Consider the following 19,382-nt stretch of genomic DNA (forward strand, 5'->3'; position numbering starts at 1 on the left):
CCGCCGAACCCGTTCTTCGCCACCAGCACAAGGATTGACCCGTGGACACACACGAAATCACCGACCGCTTCCTACGCCATTTCGAAGCGAGGGGCCACACGCGCGTGCCGAGCGCGCCGCTGATCCTCGACGACCCGAACCTGCTGTTCGTCAACGCCGGCATGGTGCAGTTCAAGCCGTACTTCCTCGGTGAGGCGCCGCCGCCGTACCCGCGCGCGACCTCCGTGCAGAAGTGCGTGCGCACGCCGGACATCGACGAGGTCGGCAAGACCACCCGGCACAACACGTTCTTCCAGATGGCCGGCAACTTCTCCTTCGGCGACTACTTCAAGGAAGGCGCCATCGAGGCCGCCTGGGAGCTGATCACCAAGCCCCAGAGCGACGGCGGCTTCGGCCTGGACCCCGACCGCATCTGGGCGACGGTCTACAACGACGACTCCGAGGCGGCCGGGCTCTGGCGCAAGCTCACCGGCCTGCCCGGCGAGCGCATCCAGGCCCGCGACGGCAAGGACAACTACTGGGACATGGGCGTGCCCGGTCCCGGCGGCCCCTGCTCGGAGATCTACTACGACCGCGGCCCGGCGTACGGCCGCGAGGGCGGCCCGGTCGCGGACGAGGACCGCTACATCGAGATCTGGAACCTCGTCTTCATGCAGGACGTCCGCGGCGACCTGAGCCCCAAGCTCGGGCACCGGCCGATCGGCGAGCTGCCGAAGAAGAACATCGACACCGGTATGGGCGTCGAGCGCGTAGCGACGATCCTGCAGGGCGTCGAGAACGTCTACGAGACCGACCTCGTGCGCCCGGTCATCGGCCGCGCGGAGGAGTTCTCGGGCCGCCGCTACGGCGCCAACCACGCCGACGACGTCCGCTTCCGCGTCATCGCCGACCACGCCCGCACCGGCGTCATGCTGATCGGCGACGGCGTCACCCCGGGCAACGACGGCCGTGGTTACGTGCTGCGCCGGCTGCTGCGCCGCATCGTCCGCTCCTCGCGCCTGCTGGGCGTGCACGAGCCGGTGCTGCAGGCGTTCGCGTCGGTCGTGCGCGACACGATGGGCCCGACCTACCCCGAGCTGGTCAGCGGCTTCGACCGGATCAACGAGGTCGTCCGGATCGAGGAGGAGGCGTTCCTCTCGACCCTGACGAGTGGTTCGCGCATCTTCGACCTGGCCGCCGAGGAGACCAAGCGCGGCGGCGGCGACGTGCTGGCCGGCGACAAGGCCTTCCAGCTGCACGACACCTACGGCTTCCCGATCGACCTCACCCTCGAGATGGCGGCTGAGCAGGGCCTGACCGTCGACGAGGACGGCTTCCGCACGCTCATGAACGAGCAGCGCACCCGCGCGAAGGCGGACGCGGCGTCGCGCAAGACCGGCCACGGCGACCTCTCGGAGTACCGGAAGGTCCTGGAGCAGCACGGCGAGACCGAGTTCCTCGGCTACACCGACCTGCAGGCCGAAGCGAAGGTCGTCGCCCTGCTCGAAGACGGGCAGCCGGTCCGCAGCGTCACCGCGGGCAAGAAGGCGGAGCTCGTCCTCGACCGCACGCCGTTCTACGCCGAGAGTGGTGGCCAGGTCGCCGACACCGGCGTCCTGCTCGGCGACGGCGTCGAGCTGAAGGTGCTGGACGTCCAGAAGATCGTGCCGGGGCTGTTCGTGCACCGCGTCGAGGTCGCGCAAGGCGAGGTCGGCCTGGGCACCAAGCTGACCGGCTCGGTCGACGCGCACCGGCGGCTGTCCATCGAGCGCTCGCACTCCGCGACACACCTGGTGCACGCGGCCGTCCGCGGCGCCTACGGCAAGCGCGCGGCGCAGGCGGGTTCGCTGAACTCCCCGGGCCGCATGCGGTTCGACTTCACCACGCCCGGCTCGGTGTCGGCCGACGTGCTGACCGAGGTCGAGCAGGAGGTCAACGACTACCTGCAGACCAACGTCGAGGTGCAGAGCTTCACCACGACCAAGGACAAGGCCCTCGAGCTGGGCGCGGTCGCGCTGTTCGGCGAGAAGTACGGCAACGACGTCCGCGTGGTCGACATGGGCGAGTACTCCCGCGAGCTCTGCGGCGGCACGCACGTCGACCGGATCGGCCAGCTCGGCCTGGTCAAGCTGGTCTCCGACGCCTCCATCGGCTCCGGCGTGCACCGCGTCGAGGCGCTGGTCGGCACGGACGCGCTGAAGTACGTCCGCAAGGAGCAGCTGCTGGTCTCCCAGCTGGCGAACACCTTCAAGGTGCCCTCGGACCAGCTGCCGGGCCGCATCGAGGACGTCCTGACCCGGCTGAAGAACGCCGAGAAGGAGATCGCGCAGCTCAAGACCCAGCAGGTGCTGGGCTCGGCGGGCTCGCTGCTCGACAAGGCGCAGGAAATCGGCGGCGTCACCGTGGTGGCCGAGGTCGTCCCGGACGTCGACGGCAACGGCCTGCGCGCGCTCGCGTCGGACCTCCGCGGCCGGCTCGGTTCGCGGCCCGGCGTGGTGGCGCTCTTCTCGCCGGCCGGCGAGAAGCTGAGCTTCGTCGTCGCGACGACCAAGGCGGCCCAGGAGCAGGGCATCGCCGCGGGCAAGCTCGTCCCGTCGTTCGCCGGGCACATCGGCGGACGGGGCGGCGGCAAGCCCGACATGGCCCAGGGCGGCGGCACCAACCCGGCCGGTGCGGCCGAGGCGGTCGAGGCCCTCCGCACGGCGATTGCCGGCATTGGTTAACCGCGGAAACCGCGACCCGGACCGCCCCGGGGTGGGCGATCCGGGCCGGGGCCGGCGGCTCGGTGTGGATGTCGGATCCGTCCGGGTCGGGGTGGCGCTGAGCGATCCGGCCCCCGTGCTCGCCTCGCCATTGGTTACCCTCTCCCGCGATGCGACCGACGACAGTGATCTGGACCAGCTGGCCGCCCTCGTCACCGAGCACGAGGTGGTCGAGGTGATCGTGGGCCTGCCCAGAACGCTCGCCAACCGCCAGGGCCCGGCGGCCGAGCTGGCCATCGCGTATTCTGAACGCCTGGCCGGGCGGATAGCGCCCGTGCCGGTCCGGCTGGGCGACGAGCGGCTGACCACGGTCACCGCATCCCGCATCCTCTCCCAGCGCGGGGTCAAAGGCCGCAAGCAGCGCGCGGTGGTCGACCAGGCCGCCGCCGTCGAGATCCTGCAGGCCTGGATCGACGCCGCCGCTGCGCACCGCGCCCGGGAGGGAGACCGATGAACGAGCAGCCACCCGAGCCCCCACGCGGGCGCCGGCGACTGCGCGAACCGGAAGCGGCCACCCCGCCGCCGTCCCGGCCCGCACCGCGCCGCGTGGACCCGCGTGATCCCCGCGCCGCGGATCCGCGGCGCACCCCGAGCGGGCAGCACGAGCTGCCGCCGCGTCGCGGGCAGGCACCCAGCGGTGAGTACGACCTGCCCCAGCCGTCCCGCCGGGCCCGGCCCGCGGAGCCGCCGGCCTACGACCCGCGCCGCGACGCGCCGCAGTCCGGCCGTCGCCGCCTCGAACCGCCGGCCACCCTGCCCCCGGCCGACGCCGAACTCGACCCGCAGGAGCGGCGGGCCGCCCCGGCCCGCGCCGCCCACGCCCGCCACGGCCTCGACGAGGGCTCCGAGATCGAGCCACCGGCCCCGCGCCGGCGTCGCGCTGCTCCCGAGCCGGACGAGGTGGCCGAGCCGCCGCACCGGCGTCGCGCGGCCCCGGAACGGATCGAGCCGGCCGAGCCTCCGCGGCGTCGCCGCCCGGCTCCCGAACCGGACGAGGTGGCCGAGCCGCCGCGCCGGCGCCGGGCGGCCCCGGAACGGATCGAGCCGGCCGAGCCTCCGCGGCGTCGCCGCCCGGCTCCCGAACCGGTCGAGGGGGCCGAGCCGCCGCGCGGGCGTCGTGCGGCCCCGGAACCGGACGAGCCGGCCGAACCCCCGCAGCGCCGCCGTCCGGCCCCCGAACCGCCCGCCCGGCGGCCCGGCCAGCCGGGTGACCGCACCGCAGGCGTGCCCGAACCCGGCGTCGAGCCGCCGCGGCGCCGCCGCCCGCCGCCCCCGCCGGTGCGCGAGGAACCGGTCACCGACGTCCTGCCCGCGCTGGCACCGCCGCCCCCGGCCGAGCCGCCCCGCGCGCCGCAGGAGGAGCCCGAGCACTTCGCCGAAGACGACGAGTACGCGGACTACGACGACTACGACGACTACGACGAGTCGGAGTACGACGACTACGACGGCTACGACGAAGAGCCGGAGAAGCCGCGGAAAAAGAAGAAGGGCAAGCGCGCCCTCGGCTGGGTGGCCGCCATCGCGGTGATCGCCCTGCTCGTGGGCGGCGCCTGGTACGGCTTCAACTCGTTCTTCGGCTACGACGACTTCGAAGGCGCCGGCACCGAGGACGTGCTCTTCCAGGTCGACGACGGCGATTCGACGTCGGCGATCGGCGCGAAGCTCACCACGGCGGGCATCGTCGCCAGCGGCAAGGCGTTCGTGAAGGCCGGCGAAGGCAACCCGAAGCTCGCCCGGATCCAGCACGGCTTCTACGTGATGAAGTCGCACATGTCCGGGGCCAGCGCGGTCGACCGGATCACCGCCCCGGCCTCGCGGGTCGGGCAGCTGGAGATCCGGCCGTACACGCAGTTCGACGACATCACCCAGCCCGACGGCAAGGTCACGCCCGGCGTGTACAGCCTGATGGCGAAGGCGTCCTGCGCGCAGCTCAACGGCAAGAGCACCTGCATCTCGGCGGACGACCTGCGCAAGGCCGTCGACGCGGCGGACCTGAAGCAGCTCGGCGTGCCGGACTGGGCGGTCGAGCCCGCGAACAAGGCCGACCGCAAGGACCGGAGGCTGGAGGGCCTGATCGCGCCCGGCCTCTACGACGTCAAGCCGGGGTCCACCGCGCCGGAGATCCTCGGGCAGCTGGTGCGCAGCTCGACCGAAGCGCTCCAGAACGCCGGGCTGTCCCCGCAGTCGACCGGTCCCGGCATGACGCCGTACCAGACGCTGATCATCGCCTCGATCATCGAACGCGAAGCGGTGAAGGCCGACTTCGGCAAGCTCTCGCGGGTCATCTACAACCGGCTGAAGATCAACATGCGGCTGCAGATGGACTCCACGGTCAACTACGTGCTGGACCGGCCGACGCTGCTGACCGACGAAGCGGAGCGGCTGAAGTCCGGCGCGTACAACACGTACAAGAACACCGGGCTGCCGCCGACCCCGATTTCGGTGCCGAGCCCGGACGCGATCCAGGCCGCGGTGAAACCGCCGGCCGGGGACTGGGTGTACTTCGTCAAGTGCGAGAAGAACGGCCTGTCCTGCTTCGCGGTCACGAACGACGAGCAGAACCGGAACCGCGACCTGGCCAGGGAACGCGGTGTCATCTGAGGCTCGGAAGGCCGCTGTGCTCGGCAAGCCGGTGGCGCATTCGCTGTCCCCGGTGCTGCACAGGGCCGCGTTCGCCGCGCTCGGCCTGACCGGCTGGACGTACGAGCGGATCGAGACGAGCGCCGAGGACCTCCCGGGCCTGCTCGACGGCCTCGGCCCGGAGTGGGCCGGGTTTTCGGTCACCATGCCGGGCAAGCGTGCGGCGCTGGACCACGCGGACGAGGTGACGCCCCGCGCGGCCGCCGTCGGCGCGGCCAACACCCTCGTCCGCACCGCGCGGGGCTGGCTCGCGGACTGCACCGACGTCGAGGGCGTCACCGGGGCGTTGCGCGCCGCGGGTGGCTACGAGCCGTCGTCGTCGGACACCGCGGTGGTGCTCGGCGCCGGCGGGACCGCGGCGGCCGCGGTCGTCGGCCTCGCCGGCCTCGGCGTGCGGCAGGTGTGCCTGGTCGTGCGCGAACCCGCCCGGGCCGGCGAAACCCTCGACGCGGCGAAGCGGGCCGCGCTCGACGTCGACGTCCTGCGCTGGTCCGAGACGGACTTCGCGGCCCTGGCGGCGGGGGCCGCGGTGCTGGTGAACACCGTGCCGCCGGACGCGGTCGCCGCGCACGTGGCCGACCTCGCCGCGGTCACGCACGTCCTCGACGTCATCTACCACCCGTGGCCGACGCCGCTCGCCGAAGCGGTCGCGGCGCGCGGCGGCCGGCTCGCGACCGGCCTGGACATGCTGCTGCACCAGGCGTTCGGCCAGGCCGAGCACTTCACCGGCCGCCCGGCCCCGCGCGCGGCGATGCGGGACGCGCTGCGCGAGGCGACGGGAAACCTGCTGCCGCTGCCGATCGCCTGACGTCGGTTCGACGTCGGTGCCGGGACTGTGCGCCAAGCCGATCGTCGACATCCTCCTAGAGGTCCCGGACTCCGGCGACGAGGCCGCCTACGTCCCGGCGCTGGAGGCGGCGGGCTACCGGCTCGTCATCCGCCAGCCGGACTGGGAGAAGCACCGCTGCCAAGGGCCCGGACACCAACATCAACCTGCTGCAGCTGTACGCGGCGAAGAAGCGTGAACTCGCCGCGAAGACGTGGAAGTACATCCAGAACTACGCCGACGCCAAGACGGAGGTGGTGGAGGAGATCCTCGGCCGCGGGCGGGCCGAGCAGTAGCGCGGGCCGCTTCGGTCAGTCCCGCTTGGCGAGGTCCCGGATGAGGTCGACGATCTCGCGGCTGACCGGGCGGAACACCCGTAGCCGGGAGAGCGCGGCCAGCCGGGCGAGGAGCGGGACGCTGCGCTCGACCAGCATCCGGCTGCGTTTCGTGCCGGTCGAGCGGTCGTGGACCCAGAACAGCACCACGCCCATCTGGTAGAGCCAGAGCAGCTCCGGGAGCTGTTCGCGCAGCTCCGGGTCCAGTTTGACGTCGGAGCCGTCGACCACCTCGCGCAGGAGGCCGATCGACGCCTCGCGAGCGGCCGAGGAGTCGTCGCTGAACGGGCTCAGCGGCGACTCCGGATCGGCCGCGTTCACGAAGAACTGCGTGCCGAAGCGGTGGTAGGGCTCGGCGATGTCGAGCCAGCACAGCAGCACGGCCTTGAGCCGCACCGCGAAGGCGGGCTCGCCGGCCAGCAGCGGCCGGGCCGCCGCCAGGTACCGGCGGGCGATCTCGTCGTAGAAGCCCTGGATCAGCTGTTCTTTCGACGAGAAGTAGTAGTAGGCGTTCCCGACGGAGACGCCGGCTTCCGCGGCGATCGCGCGCATCGTCGTGCGGTCGTAACCGTTCTCGGTGAACAGCCGCATCGCGGTCGTGACGATCAGGGACCGCGTTTCCTCGCTCTTGGCCACGCGCTGCACGTTAGCGCCGGCGGAGTCAGGGCGCGGGGAAGGGCGGGACCTGCGGCACGCCGTTTTCGGCCATGCAGCGCGGCGTGCCGACCCATTCCGCGATGTCGGTGACCACGGCCGGGTCGACGTGCTGCGGCGACTCGTATCCGGCGGGTGTGGACGGTCCTTCGCCGCGGAAGAACAGGTGATCGTCGGCGTCGTGGACGCGGATCGTGACGTCGGGCCGCTGGGCCAGGCCCGCCTGCCAGCGCACGAGGTCGCCGGCCACGGTCACCTGGTAGTCGCGGCCGCCCTGCAGGATGAGCATCGGCTTGTCCAGCCCGGCCGCGGTGGCGACCGGGTCGTAGCCGCGCAGGTCCAGCCAGTACGAGGCCGGCCAGCCGAACAGCAGGTCCGCCGCCGGGGTCGAGGGTGACAGGCCGGGGCTTTCGACGAGCGCCGCCTGCCGCGCGACCGACTCGGCGGCCGCCGTGGTGGCCGGGCCGGGGTTCAGTTCGGCCAGGTAGCGGGCGACCCGGACGGCCGCCTGGCTCAGCGGCAGCGTGTCACCGGCCAGGCTGACCAGACCGGCGACCGACGGCTCGGCGGCCGCGACCCGGGGCGTCGCCTTGGCGCCGCCACTGAGTCCCAGGACGAACACCCGTGCCGGGTCCACGTTGCGCTGCCGCTGGAGCAGGCGAACGGCGGCGACCGCGTGCGGCACGTACTCTTCGACCATCGTGAAGCCGGGTGCGGAGCCGACCTCGGGGTGGACGTGGGTCACCTTGTCGAACCGGGCCACCGCCACGCCGCGGGAGGCCAGCCCCCACGCCAGGTCCTTGAACGGCTTGTTGGGCCCGGTCGTCAGGTCGCGGTCGGCGGGCCCCGAGCCGAGCAGCACCACCCCCGGCCACGGGCCACGCCCCCGGGGAAGGGTGATCGTGCCGGGCACCGCGAGCGGGCCGGAGCCGACGGTGACCTCGTGCTCGGTGAACCGTTCCGGCTCGGCGTAGGCCGGCGGCTCCCAGGACGTGCCGGCCGGCGGCGCGAGCCGGAGGCCGTGCAGCAGGCCGGCGTCGTCGACCGACATGACCACCGTGAGGCCCCCGTGCGCACCGGTCACCGGGACGCTCACCCGGACCAGCCCCGCCTTGGCCGGCTCGCTCACCGGCCCACCGACCGCCCGGACCGGCCCGATCTTGGCGATCTCCGTCTCCCAGCCGACCCGCAGCGTCTCGGCGGACGCCGCCGCCCGCAACCGCGGCGCGAACAGCTCCTCGACCTCGGCAAAACGTCCCGTTGCCGCCATGCCGACGACCGCCGTGGCGACCGCCGCCGGACCCGTGCTTGCCTTCATCCCGACCCCCACCGTTCTCGTATTTTGCGAACGGTATCACCGTATGAGACTGTTGGGTAGTGGACACTCTGGAACTGCTGGGGCACCCGGTGCGGCTGCGGATCGTGCACGCCATGCGGGGCGGGCGGACGCTGACCACCGCTCAGCTCGGTGCACTCCTGCCGGACGTCTCGAAAGCCATGGTCTACCGGCACGTCGATCTGCTCGCCGCCGGCGGAATCCTGGAGGTGGCCGACGAACGACGTGTCCGCGGCGCGGTCGAGCGCCACTACCGGTTGCGCCGGGAACGGGCCTCCATCGACCCCGCCACGGCCGCGTCGATGTCGCTCGACGACCACCGGCGCGGATTCGGCGTGGCGGTGGCCGCCCTGGTCGCCGAGTTCAACGCCTACCTCGATCGCGACAACGCCGACCCGGCCGTCGACCCCGTCGGCTACCAGCAACACGCGATCTGGCTCGACCGGGACGAACTCACCGCCCTGATCAGCGAACTGCGCGCCGCGATCCTCCCCCGGCTGGCCAACCCGGCCGCACCCGGCCGCAGCCGGTACCTGCTCAGCCCGATCCTCTTCCCCGGCGAACCACCCGCCACCGGCACGACCGAGGCGCCGCCTCGTGAATGAGTCGTGCACGGCAGCCGCGCCACCACCTACTACGGTGAGGCCATGCGGATCGCGATTCTCGACGACTACCAGAACGTCGCCCTCACCTTCGGCGACTGGGACTCGCTCAAGGCCGACATCACGGTCTTCACCGAGCCGCTGACCGACGTCGTCGAGCAGCTGCGGGGCTTCGAATGCGTGGTCGCGATGCGCGAGCGCACCCGGTTCCCGGCCGACGTGCTCGACCGGCTGCCCGACCTGAAGCTCCTGGTCAGCACGGGTAAGCGGAACGCGGCCATCGACGTCGCGGCCGCGCGACGCAACAACGTCGTCGTGTCCGCCACCGGGTACATCGGGGAGCCGACCGCCGAGCACACCTGGGCGCTGATCCTCGCCGCGTCGCGGAACCTGCCGCAGGAATTCCGGTCCATGCGCGAGGGCGGCTGGCAGACGAGCGTCGGCACCATGCTGCACGGCAAGACGCTCGGCCTGCTCGGCCTCGGCCGGCTCGGCGCGGGCGCGGCGAAGATCGGGCAGGTCTTCGGGATGGAGACGATCGCCTGGAGCCAGAACCTGACGCAGGAGAAGGCGGATCCGCACGGCGTGACCGCGGTGACCAAGGACGAGCTGTTCGCGCGGTCGGACGTGCTGTCCATCCACCTGGTGCTCGGCGAGCGCACCCGCGGCCTGGTCGGGGCGGCCGAGCTCGCCGCGATGAAGCCGACGGCGTTGCTGGTGAACACCTCGCGCGGCCCGATCGTCGACGAAGCAGCGCTGGTGGACGCGTTGCGCCGCAAGGAGATCCGCGCCGCCGCGCTGGACGTCTACGACACCGAGCCGTTCCCCGCCGACCATCCACTAAGGACACTCGACAACGCGGTCCTGACCCCGCACATCGGCTTCGTCACGCGGGAGGTCTACGAGATCTTCTACGGCGACGCGGTCGAAGACATCGCCGCCTACCAGGCGGGGAAGCCGATCCGCGTCATGGCGGAGTGAAGAAGGTGTGCGGCCCGCCGGGGCCCGAGGTCCCCGCACCGGCCCTGCGGCGGGCCTGCACCCCTAGATGAGACCACCCCGGCCCACGGTGGCGGCAGAGGCTTTGGACCCTGTCCCGCCCGGGCCGTTGGGCAGCACGTCCGGTCGGCGATTTTCCCTCCGGGAAAGGGAACCGCGTCGCGGCCCCCTTCAGGCGCTCAATTCCGCCAGGACGGCGTCGGTGTAGCGGGGCCAGACCTCGGCGGCCCAGGGACCGAACGCGCGGTCGGTCAGCGCGACGCAGGCCGCGCCCGCGCCGGGGTCGACCCAGAGGAACGTGCCCGACTGGCCGAAGTGCCCGAAGGTCCGCGGGGAGCTGGCCGAGCCGGTCCAGTGCGGGCTCTTGTGGTCGCGGATCTCGAAGCCGAGGCCCCAGTCGTTGGGCTTCTGGTGGCCGAAGCCGGGCAGCACGCCGGAAAGGCCGGGGAAGACGACCGCCGTGGCCTCGGCGACGGTGACCGGATCCAGCAGCTTCGGGGCCTGCAGCTCGGCGGCGAAGGCGACCAGGTCGTCCACAGTGGACACCGCGCCGGACGCGGGGGAGCCGTCCAGGGTGGTGTTCGCCATGCCGAGCGGGGCGAACAGTGCCTCGGCCTGGTACTGCGCGAACGGGATGCCGGAGTGCTCGGCCAGCACGTCGGCCAGCTGCTCGAACCCGGCGTTGGAGTAGAGCCGCCGGGTGCCGGGCGCGGCCATCGCCTTGTGGGCGTCGAAGGCGAGGCCGGAGGTGTGGGCGAGCAGGTGCCGCACGGTCGAGCCCTCGGGCCCGGCCGGGGTGTTCAGCTCGACGACCCCCTCTTCGACCGCGATGAGCGCGGCGTAGGCGGTCAGCGGCTTGGTGACCGAGGCCAGCCGGAACTTCCGCGTGGTGTCGCCGTGCCGGCCCAGCACCACCCCGATCGCCGACACGACGGCCGTCGCGGCGTTGTCCACGGGCCACTCGTCGATCAGGCGCACGCTCTCCATGGGGCCAGCCTACGAAACGCCGCGAAGGCCTCCGCACCGGCTGTCGGGGAGCCGGTGCGAAGGCCTTCGCAGGGGTGTTTTTTCAGGCGTCCAGGTCGGTGGCGACCAGCTGGGCGACCGCTTCCACGGCCTCCTCGGCGCCCTCGCCCTCGGCGCTGATGACGACCTCGTCGCCGTAGCCGGCGGCCAGCGTCATCAGGTTGAGCACGCTGCCGGCGGCCACCGGGTTCCCGCCGGCCTTGGCGATCTGCACCGCGACGGGCTGCGCCGCGGCCGCCTTCGCCACCAGCGCGGCCGGCCGGGCGTGCAGGCCCACCTTGCTGGCCACGGCGACGCGTTTCTCCGGCATGTTCGTCCTCTCCCTACTGGTTCACGTCGGTGGTGATGTTACTTGGCGGCCGTCGCCTCGAGGTCCGACTGGATCGAGTCGTCTTCGCGGCCCGGGGTGCGCAGGTTCCACTTGGTGATCACGAACCGGAACACGACGTAGTAGATCACCGCGTACACGAGGCCGATCGGGATGAGCAGCCACGGCTTCTGCGCCGCCGGGGCACCGAAGTTGAGCAGGTAGTCGATCGCGCCCGCCGAGAAGTTGAAGCTCTGGTGGATACCCAGCGCGTTGCAGATCGCCAGCGAGGTGCCGGTCATGATCGCGTGGAACAGGTACAGCGGCCACGCGACGAACATGAACGAGAACTCGATCGGCTCGGTGACACCGGTGAGGAACGAGGTCAGCGCCCCGGCGATCATCACACCGCCGACGACCTTCTTCTGCGCCGGGCGGGCCGTCTGCCAGATGGCCAGGGCGGCCGCCGGCAGCGCGAACATGAAGATCGGGAAGAAGCCCGTGGTGAAGGCGCCCGCCGACATCTTGCCCGCGACGAAGTTGTTGATGTCGCCGCCGTCGAAGATGAACCAGACGGGGACGTTCAGCAGCTGGTGCAGGCCGACCGGGATGAGCAGGCGGTTCAGCGCGCCGTAGATGCCGCCACCGACGATCGGGGAGGCGGTGACCGCGTCGCCGGCGGCCTCGATGCCGCTGTTGACCCAGTGGAAGACCAGGCCGAAGAGCACGCCGAGGATCACCATGACGCCCGCGGTGATGATCGGCACGAACCGACGGCCGCCGAAGAACGCCAGGTAGGCGGGCAGCTTGATGCGGTGGTACTTCTGCCACAGCAGCGCCGCCACGATGCCGACCACGACGCCGGCGAGCACCGAGTACGGCCACTTGATCGGCTGGAGTTCGGTGACACCGGCCGTGTACTTCGGCAGGTCCTTGAGCGGGGCGAACACCTGGACGACGGAACTGAAGACGAAGAAGCCGACGACCGCCGCGACGGCGGTCGAGCCGTCGCCCTTCTTGGCGAAGCCGACGGCGATGCCGACCGCGAACAGCAGCGGCAGCCAGTTGAACAGCGTGCCGCCCGCGGCGCCGAGCACCGAAGCGACCTTGTTCCAGCCCAGGCCGTCCTTGCCGAGCATGTCGTCCTGCCCGAACCGGAGCAGGATGCCCGCCGCCGGGAGCACGGCGATGGGGAGCATGAGGCTACGGCCGAAGCGCTGAAGACCGGCGAGACCGCTGCCGCTCTTCTTCGCCCCCTCCGCGGTGGTGGAGCTCATCTGGATCCTCCATAGTGGGGTTGTCGACCGGGTTCCGGGGTGTTCCGGTCCAACTGCATGGTCACCTGGTAGTGATCTCCCCGGTACCAGGACGTGATGTCTTCGATGGGGTCGCCGTTGGCGCTGGAGACCCGCCGGAACACGAGCAGTGGGCTGCCGGCGCGCATGCCGAGCAGCCGGGCCGTCTCGCGGTCCGCGCCTTCGGCCCACACGGTCTGCCACGCCTGGTCGGGACGCACGTCGTACGTCTCGGCCAGTTGCGCGTAGATCGACTGGGTCAGATCGAGCTCGAGCAGGCCGGGGGCCCGGCCCGCGTGGTACCAGCCGCGCTCGACGGCCAGGGGCACGCCGTCGGCGTGGCGCAACCGCACCAGGTGGTGTGCGGGGGCGCCCTCGGTCAGGCCGAGTGCGTGCGCCGAGGCGGTGGGCGGGACCGCGGTGGCGGCCGAAACCACCTCGGTCGTCGGGGTCAGCCCCCGCCTCCGCATGTCGTCGGTGAACGACATCAGGTAGAGCTGCAGCTCCATCCGCCGGGCTGCGGTGAACGTACCCTTGCCGCGGACCCGGGCGAGCAGGCCCTCCTCGACCAGCTTGCCGATCGCCGACCGGACCGTGAGCCGCGACACGCCGTAGCGCTGCGCCAGCTCGCGTTCCGACGGGATCGGCGCACCCGGCGGGAGCTCGCGCTCCACCGTGCGGCGCAGGATCTCCCGCAGCTGGGCGTGCTTGGGCGTGGGCCCGTTGACGACCCGGTCGGGTGGCGGGACGTGCGCGGCCGCGCTCATCGGCGTCACCCTCCTCGTTCTCGCTTCACCGGGGGACCGGTGCTCGCGTCCGGTCCGGAACATTGGTACGTTCCGGTCTAGACCAATGATCCGATGGGGCAGGATGCTCCGCCGTGCGGACGGGTGTCAACCACCGTTATCCGTTCGTGGCCCGCGGCGGGGTGCATGCCGACGAACGGCGTAGTACAGGTGGACACGCGGTTCGCGTCAGGTTGGGAACAAACAGTGATCAAGGAGACCGCGATGGCGGATGACAGGCCCGAAAAGATCCTCGCGGCGCTCGGCGGCGCGGACAATCTCACCGAGGTCGAGGGCTGCATCACGCGGCTGCGCTGCGAGGTCGAGGACATGGGCCTCGTCGACGAGGCGGCGCTCAAGAAGGCCGGGGCGATGGGCGTGGTCAAGATGGGGTCGACGGCCCTGCAGGTGATCGTCGGGCCGGAGGCGGACACGATCGCCAGCGACATCGAGGACCTGCTGTGAGTTCGGAGATCCTCAGCCCGGTCGCCGGGCGCGTGGTGCCGATCACCGAGGTCCCCGACCCGGTGTTCGCGCAGGCCATGGTGGGTCCGGGCATCGCGGTCCAGCCCACGGGCGGCCGGTCGGACGCGGTCGCGCCGATCGACGGCACGGTGGCGACGCTGCACCCGCACGCCTACGTCGTGGCGACCGAGGACGGCAAGGCCGTGCTCGTCCACCTCGGGATCGACACGGTCAAGGAGAAGGGCGAGGGCTTCACCCTGCACGTCGTCAAGGGCGAGCAGGTGCGGGCCGGCCAGCCGATCGTCAGCTGGGACCCGGAGGCGGTGACCGCGGCGGGCTATTCGGCGATCGTCCCGGTCGTCGCGCTGGACGCCTCGGCGGACGTCCTGTCCGGGCTGGACGCCGAGCGCGAGGTCGCCGCCGGCGACCGGTTGTTCACCTGGGACTCCTGAACCGGGTTTGTCACACGAAGGGCGCTTGTGGACGGTGATCGTCCACAAGCGCCCTCCGGCGTCCCCCGGCTCGTCAGCCGGTGACGACCTTCCCGTTCTCGACCTTGACCGGCACGGAGGGCAGCGGCTTGTTCGCCGGGCCCTGCTTGACCTCGCCGGTGAGCGCGTTGAACACCGAACCGTGGCACGGGCAGACCAGGTCGGCGCCCTTCGGGGTGACCGTGCAGCCCTGGTGCGTGCACACGGCGCTGAACGCGGCGCAGGCCGATTCGGACGTCCGGGCCACGATCACGTCGGAGCCGTCCGGGGCCTTGGCCGCCTTCGCCTCCCCGACCGGGACGTCGGCGAGCGCGACCAGCGGCGTCCCGGCGGCGATCGGCGCCTGCGCGGTGCCCGACTTGCCGTTCGGCTCCGACGAGCAGGCGGTCAGCGCGACGGCGCCGACGGCGGCACCGGCGACGGCGGCACCGGTGGACAGGACGGTGCGGCGGGAGTGCAGTTCGGCTGTCATGACCTAAAGAACGTGATCGCCACCCGTTCGGTTCAATTCCCGGTGAACCGGATCGGCCCCTGCTCCGTGTATGTACCGGAGTGGGTGTGGAGTGGAGGAACGATCATGGTGAGTTGGGTTCTACGCATCGTCGTGGCGGCCGCGCTGCTCGGCTCGGCGGGCGTGCACTACTTCCTGTGGACCGAGGACTACCCGGGCATCGTGGGCCCGCTGTTCCTGCTCGACGCGATCGCCGGGCTCGTGCTCGCGATCGCGGTCCTGGCCTGGCGGCACTGGCTGCCGGCGCTGGGCGCGGCCGGCTTCGGGGCGCTGACGCTCGGCGCGTACGTGCTGGCCGCGACGGTCGGGTTCGCCGGCAACCACGACCAGTTCAACAGCCAGCCGGAGTACTGGGGCGTCATCACCGAGGCGGTCTGCATCGTGGGCGGCTTGGCGCTGATGTTCCTGAAGGACCGGCGCCGCGCGGCGGTCTGAGGCCCTGCCGGTGAAGGACGTCGCCGAAGAGGCGCTGATGCGCGCGCTGCACGAGGAGCACGCGGCCGCGCTGTGGTCCTACGCGCTGCACCTGACCTCCGGCGACCGGATCCGGGCCGAGGACGTCGTGCAGGAGACGCTGCTGCGGGCCTGGCGGTCGGCGACGGTGCTCGACCAGTCGCAGGGCTCGGCGCGGGCGTGGCTGTTCACGGTCGCCCGGCGGATCGCCATCGACGGCTGGCGCTCGGCGTCGGCCCGGTCCGAGGTCGTGACGGACCGGCCGCCGGACCGCCCGGTCGCCGACGGCACCGACCGCGCCGTCCAGGGCTGGCTGGTCGCCGAGGCGCTGGCCGAGCTGTCGGAACGGCACCGCGAAGTGCTGCTGCTGTGCTATTTCCAGGGTTACTCCGTCGCCGACGCGGCGCGGAAGCTCGGGGTGGCCGAAGGAACGGTCAAGTCGCGCACGCACTACGCGTTGCGCGCGCTCCGCCTGGTGCTCGAGGAGAGGGGGGTGACCCAGTGAGCGAAGACCCGTTCGCGACGTTCGACGCCGCGTACGTGCTGGGGGCGCTTTCCCCCGAGGACCGGCAGCGCTTCGAGGAACACCTGCGAACCTGCGACCGGTGCGCGGCTTCGGTGCGCGAACTGGCCGGGCTGCCCGGGCTGCTGGCCAGGGTGGACACCCCGGCGGTCGTCCCGGACCCCGGCCCGCCCCCGCCGGACCTGCTGCCGGCGGTGCTCCGCCGCGTCCGGCGCGGTCGCCGGATCCGCTTCGCGGTGACCACCACGTCGGTGGCGGTGGCCGTGGCGGCCTGCGTGGCACTGGGCGTGGTGGCGTCCTGGCCGGCCCCCGCCCCGCCGCCGTCGGTCGCGATGACGGCGCTGGGCCAGTTCCCGGTCCGCGCGGACGCGCGCCTCGCGGCGTTCGACTGGGGCACGCAGGTCGACATGTCGTGCAGCTACACGGGCGGCCGCAGCGGCGGCGAGTACATCCTCGTGGCGATCGGCCGCAACGGCGCGGAGACGGAACTGGCGACGTGGAAGGCGGTCCCGGACGACACGGCCCGCATCGTGATCGGCACGGCGCTCAAGACGCCGGACCTGGCGGCCCTGGAAGTCCGCGCGGGCAGCGGACTGGCCCTGCTCAGGCTGACGTTGTGAGGGGTGGGTGGCTCATCCGGGCCGCAGGGGGTTCCGGATGAGCCACCCACCCCTCACGACCCTCGCCCAACCACGCAAGATGCCCGCCCGGTCCCGCGAGTCGGCTTCCCAGTCACGCAAGTCGGCCTTCTGGGTACGCAAGTCGGCTTTCTGAGTACGTGAGTTGGCTTTCTGGGTACGCAAGTCGGCCTTCTGGGTACGTGAGTTGGCCTTCCCAGTCCGCGAGCCGACCCTCCAGGCCCGCAAGCTGCCCCCTCCGCCTCCGCGATGACCCACTCCCGAGCCACCCGCGACGTCGCCCACAGGAGTGATTCCCGGCCGGAAACGTAGCGAACGGTCCTTTCGCGACGCCCGACATTTGCCCTGCTCAACCCCGCCGCAGCAGGCTGGGGTCCATGACCTTCCCGATCCTCGTCACCACCACCGCGGCCGCCACCGGCGCCGCCACCGCGCCCGTCACCGCGGCACTGCTGAAGCGCGCCTCGGCGCCGATCCCGGTGTCCCTCACCGCCGTCCTGGCCGCCCTCGGCGTGGCCGTCGCCGCCGCGCGCTGGCTTGCCGGCGGCTGGCCCGGCTGGTGGCTGCCCGTGCCCGCGCTGCTGGCCGTCGTCGCGGTCCCGCTCGCCCTCGCCGACCTGCGGCACCTCCGGCTGCCCGATGTGCTGACCCTGCCCGCGTACCCCCTCTTCGGCGCCGCCGTCGGCGCGGCCGCGCTCGGGGGCGGCGGCCCGTCGCTCGCCGTCCGCGCCGCGGCCGGGGCTGCGCTGTTCGGCGGCGCCCACGCGCTGATCCGCCGCGCGACGCCGGGGAGTCTCGGCGCGGGCGACGTCAAGCTGGCCGGCAGCCTCGGCGCGGTACTCGGTGCCGCCGGCTGGCCCGCCCTCGCGCTCGCGGCCGTCGTGGCCGCGCTGCTCAGCCTGGCGGTTGCCGCCGTGCGGCGGAACTCGCGCGTCCCCCATGGGCCCGCGCTGCTCGCCGCCGCTTGGCTGTGCGCGCTCTTCCCCGGTGCGGCATGACCGGAGGCATGTCCCGCACCGCACCGCGCCCGTGACAGGATTGAGCCCATGTTGCGCTGGATCACCGCAGGTGAATCGCACGGACCCGCGCTGGCCGCCGTGCTCGAAGGCATGCCCGCCGGGGTCGCTGTCACCACCGCCGACGTCACCGAGCAGCTGGCCCGCCGCCGCCTCGGCTTCGGCCGCAGCCCGCGGATGGGCTTCGAGACCGACCACATCCAGTTCCTCGGCGGCGTCCGCCACGGCCTCACCCAGGGCGGCCCGGTCGCGGTGCAGATCGAGAACGCCGAGTGGCCCAAGTGGGAGCAGGTCATGGCGGCCGACCCGGTCGACCCGCAGGTGCTCGAGGGCCTCGCGCGCAACGAACCGCTCACCCGGCCGCGCCCGGGCCACGCGGACCTGCCCGGCATGCAGAAGTACGGCTTCGACGAGGCGCGTCCGGTGCTGGAGCGGGCGAGCGCGCGGGAGACGGCGTCGCGGACCGCGCTGGGCACCGTCGCCCGCAACTACCTGAAGCAGCTGCTCGGCGTCGAGATCCTCAGCCACGTCGTCTCGATCGGTGGCGCCGCGGCGCCCGAAGGCCCCCTGCCGGTCGCCGCCGACCTGCCCGCCATCGACGAGAGCCCGGTGCGCGCGTTCGGCCAGGAGGGCACCGACGCGATGGTCGCCGAGGTCGACGCCGTGCGGAAGGCGGGCGACACCGTCGGCGGCGTGATCGAGGTCCTCGCCTACGGCCTCCCGCCGGGTCTCGGCTCCCACGTCCACTGGGACCGCCGGCTCGACGCGCGGCTGGCCGGCGCGCTGATGGGCGTCCAGGCGATGAAGGGCGTCGAGGTCGGCGACGGCTTCACCACCGCACGCCGCTGGGGCAGCCAGGCGCACGACGAGATGGACCGGGGCTCCGGCCCGGTCGGCGTCACCCGCCGGTCCAACCGCGCGGGCGGCCTGGAAGGCGGCATCACCAACGGCGAGCCGCTGCGGGTGCGCGTCGCGATGAAGCCGATCTCGACCGTCCCCAAGGCACTGTCCACAGTAGACGTCAAGACGGGCGAGCCCGCGGTGGCCATCCACCAGCGGTCCGACGTCTGCGCGGTGCCGCGCGCCGGAGTCGTGCTGGAGTCGGTCGTGGCGCTCGTCCTCGCCGACGCCGCGCTGGAGAAGTTCGGTGGCGACTCGCTCGCCGAGAGCAAGCGCAACGCCGAGGGGTACCTCAAGGCCCTCGAGGAGCGGTGGTGAGTCCTCGCGCGGTGATCGTCGGGCCGCCCGGCTCGGGCAAGAGCACCGTCGGGCCGCTGCTGGCGGCCGAGCTCGGCGTCGCGTTCCGGGACAGCGACGACGACATCGTCGCGCGGACCGGGCGCAGCATCTCCGACATCTTCGCCGATGACGGGGAACCGGCCTTCCGCGCGCTGGAAGCGGAGGCGGTCGCCGCCGCGCTGGCGGAGCACGACGGCGTGCTCTCCCTCGGCGGCGGCGCGCCGCTCACCCCGGGCACCCGGGCGCGGCTGGCCCGGCACACCGTGGTGTTCCTCAACGTCGGCCTGGCCGCGGGCGTGCAGCGCACCGGGCTGTCCTCCGCACGACCGCTGCTGGCCGGGGTGAACCCCCGCGCCACCTTCAAGAAACTGCTCGACGAGCGGGTGCCCGCCTACCGCGAGGTCGCCACCGTCGAGATCGTCACCGACGACCGGACGCCCACCGAGATCGTCGCGCACCTCATGGCGGAGCTCGCCGCTCCCGCCGAAGCCAAGGAGTGA

General features: G+C 72.5%; 21 protein-coding genes and 1 pseudogene. 15 read left to right on the plus strand and 7 right to left on the minus strand.

What is annotated here, in order from left to right:
* The first annotated feature begins 41 nt into the window (after positions 1-41).
* From alaS to AB0M80_RS22620, 5 genes and pseudogenes are all read left to right on the plus strand, one after another.
* Positions 42-2,702, plus strand: a complete 2,661-nt coding sequence (gene alaS / locus AB0M80_RS22600; RefSeq protein ID WP_364568029.1) for an alanine--tRNA ligase — start codon at positions 42-44, stop codon at positions 2,700-2,702.
* A 31-nt stretch (positions 2,703-2,733) separates the two neighbouring features.
* Positions 2,734-3,195 (plus strand): Holliday junction resolvase RuvX, encoded by a 462-nt coding sequence (gene ruvX, locus AB0M80_RS22605; RefSeq protein ID WP_051736371.1) that lies wholly within the window; start codon positions 2,734-2,736, stop codon positions 3,193-3,195.
* Positions 3,192-5,342, plus strand: a complete 2,151-nt coding sequence (mltG, locus tag AB0M80_RS22610) for an endolytic transglycosylase MltG (RefSeq protein ID WP_364568032.1) — start codon at positions 3,192-3,194, stop codon at positions 5,340-5,342. Before ruvX ends, mltG begins: the two co-directional genes overlap by 4 nt.
* Positions 5,343-5,358: 16 nt before the next feature.
* The gene (locus AB0M80_RS22615; RefSeq protein ID WP_364568567.1) at positions 5,359-6,189 is read left to right on the plus strand and encodes a shikimate dehydrogenase; all 831 of its coding nucleotides are present in this window, start codon (positions 5,359-5,361) and stop codon (positions 6,187-6,189) included.
* Position 6,190: 1 nt separating this feature from the next.
* Positions 6,191-6,500 (plus strand): annotated as a pseudogene (locus AB0M80_RS22620) (GrpB family protein); the annotation flags it as partial.
* Positions 6,501-6,518: 18 nt separating this feature from the next.
* Here AB0M80_RS22620 and AB0M80_RS22625 read toward each other — a convergent pair.
* Both AB0M80_RS22625 and AB0M80_RS22630 read right to left on the minus strand, forming a co-directional pair.
* Entirely contained in the window at positions 6,519-7,178 is a 660-nt protein-coding gene (locus tag AB0M80_RS22625; RefSeq protein WP_364568035.1) for a TetR family transcriptional regulator, read from the minus strand.
* 25 nt (positions 7,179-7,203) lie between these two features.
* Complete coding sequence (locus AB0M80_RS22630; RefSeq protein WP_364568037.1) at positions 7,204-8,514, minus strand: hypothetical protein; 1,311 nt, start codon at positions 8,512-8,514, stop codon at positions 7,204-7,206.
* Positions 8,515-8,573: 59 nt separating this feature from the next.
* Between AB0M80_RS22630 and AB0M80_RS22635 the strand changes: the two genes are divergently transcribed.
* Positions 8,574-9,137: a helix-turn-helix domain-containing protein gene (locus AB0M80_RS22635; RefSeq protein WP_364568040.1), complete on the plus strand. Its 564-nt coding sequence runs from the start codon at positions 8,574-8,576 to the stop codon at positions 9,135-9,137.
* 42 nt (positions 9,138-9,179) lie between these two features.
* Positions 9,180-10,115 carry a D-2-hydroxyacid dehydrogenase family protein gene (locus AB0M80_RS22640; protein WP_364568042.1) on the plus strand — a complete coding sequence of 312 codons (936 nt, stop codon included), beginning with the start codon at positions 9,180-9,182 and terminating at the stop codon, positions 10,113-10,115.
* A gap of 189 nt (positions 10,116-10,304) precedes the next feature.
* Here AB0M80_RS22640 and AB0M80_RS22645 read toward each other — a convergent pair whose 3' ends face one another.
* From AB0M80_RS22645 to AB0M80_RS22660, 4 genes are all read right to left on the minus strand, one after another.
* Positions 10,305-11,120: a serine hydrolase domain-containing protein gene (locus AB0M80_RS22645; protein WP_364568045.1), complete on the minus strand. Its 816-nt coding sequence runs from the start codon at positions 11,118-11,120 to the stop codon at positions 10,305-10,307.
* A gap of 82 nt (positions 11,121-11,202) precedes the next feature.
* Positions 11,203-11,469 carry an HPr family phosphocarrier protein gene (locus tag AB0M80_RS22650; protein WP_103335999.1) on the minus strand — a complete coding sequence of 89 codons (267 nt, stop codon included), beginning with the start codon at positions 11,467-11,469 and terminating at the stop codon, positions 11,203-11,205.
* 38 nt (positions 11,470-11,507) lie between these two features.
* Complete coding sequence (locus AB0M80_RS22655) at positions 11,508-12,743, minus strand: PTS transporter subunit EIIC (protein ID WP_364568048.1); 1,236 nt, start codon at positions 12,741-12,743, stop codon at positions 11,508-11,510.
* On the minus strand, positions 12,740-13,528 hold the full coding sequence (locus tag AB0M80_RS22660) for a GntR family transcriptional regulator (RefSeq protein ID WP_364568051.1): 789 nt from the start codon (positions 13,526-13,528) through the stop codon (positions 12,740-12,742). Before AB0M80_RS22660 ends, AB0M80_RS22655 begins: the two co-directional genes overlap by 4 nt.
* A gap of 243 nt (positions 13,529-13,771) precedes the next feature.
* Between AB0M80_RS22660 and AB0M80_RS22665 the strand changes: the two genes are divergently transcribed.
* The gene (locus tag AB0M80_RS22665; RefSeq protein ID WP_364568054.1) at positions 13,772-14,011 is read left to right on the plus strand and encodes a PTS glucose/sucrose transporter subunit IIB; all 240 of its coding nucleotides are present in this window, start codon (positions 13,772-13,774) and stop codon (positions 14,009-14,011) included.
* On the plus strand, positions 14,008-14,463 hold the full coding sequence (locus AB0M80_RS22670) for a PTS glucose transporter subunit IIA (RefSeq protein WP_364568057.1): 456 nt from the start codon (positions 14,008-14,010) through the stop codon (positions 14,461-14,463). Before AB0M80_RS22665 ends, AB0M80_RS22670 begins: the two co-directional genes overlap by 4 nt.
* Before the next feature lie 73 nt (positions 14,464-14,536).
* Here AB0M80_RS22670 and AB0M80_RS22675 read toward each other — a convergent pair whose 3' ends face one another.
* Entirely contained in the window at positions 14,537-14,974 is a 438-nt protein-coding gene (locus tag AB0M80_RS22675; RefSeq protein ID WP_364568060.1) for a Rieske (2Fe-2S) protein, read from the minus strand.
* Between the two features lie 105 nt (positions 14,975-15,079).
* On the opposite strand from AB0M80_RS22675, the gene AB0M80_RS22680 reads away from it, so the two are divergent.
* The 6 genes from AB0M80_RS22680 to AB0M80_RS22705 all read left to right on the plus strand — a co-directional run bounded on the left by AB0M80_RS22680 (position 15,080) and on the right by AB0M80_RS22705 (position 19,382).
* Entirely contained in the window at positions 15,080-15,448 is a 369-nt protein-coding gene (locus AB0M80_RS22680; RefSeq protein WP_364568063.1) for a hypothetical protein, read from the plus strand.
* Positions 15,449-15,458: 10 nt separating this feature from the next.
* Positions 15,459-15,971 (plus strand): sigma-70 family RNA polymerase sigma factor, encoded by a 513-nt coding sequence (locus AB0M80_RS22685; protein WP_364568066.1) that lies wholly within the window; start codon positions 15,459-15,461, stop codon positions 15,969-15,971.
* Entirely contained in the window at positions 15,968-16,609 is a 642-nt protein-coding gene (locus AB0M80_RS22690; RefSeq protein ID WP_364568069.1) for a zf-HC2 domain-containing protein, read from the plus strand. The genes AB0M80_RS22685 and AB0M80_RS22690 overlap by 4 nt, the downstream gene beginning before the upstream one ends.
* Before the next feature lie 395 nt (positions 16,610-17,004).
* Entirely contained in the window at positions 17,005-17,625 is a 621-nt protein-coding gene (locus tag AB0M80_RS22695; RefSeq protein ID WP_364568072.1) for a prepilin peptidase, read from the plus strand.
* Positions 17,626-17,673: 48 nt separating this feature from the next.
* Complete coding sequence (gene aroC, locus AB0M80_RS22700; protein ID WP_364568075.1) at positions 17,674-18,861, plus strand: chorismate synthase; 1,188 nt, start codon at positions 17,674-17,676, stop codon at positions 18,859-18,861.
* The gene (locus AB0M80_RS22705) at positions 18,858-19,382 is read left to right on the plus strand and encodes a shikimate kinase (RefSeq protein WP_364568078.1); all 525 of its coding nucleotides are present in this window, start codon (positions 18,858-18,860) and stop codon (positions 19,380-19,382) included. The genes aroC and AB0M80_RS22705 overlap by 4 nt, the downstream gene beginning before the upstream one ends.

Origin of the sequence: Amycolatopsis sp. NPDC051045, assembly GCF_040682955.1 — a bacterium.
Classification (GTDB): domain Bacteria; phylum Actinomycetota; class Actinomycetes; order Mycobacteriales; family Pseudonocardiaceae; genus Amycolatopsis.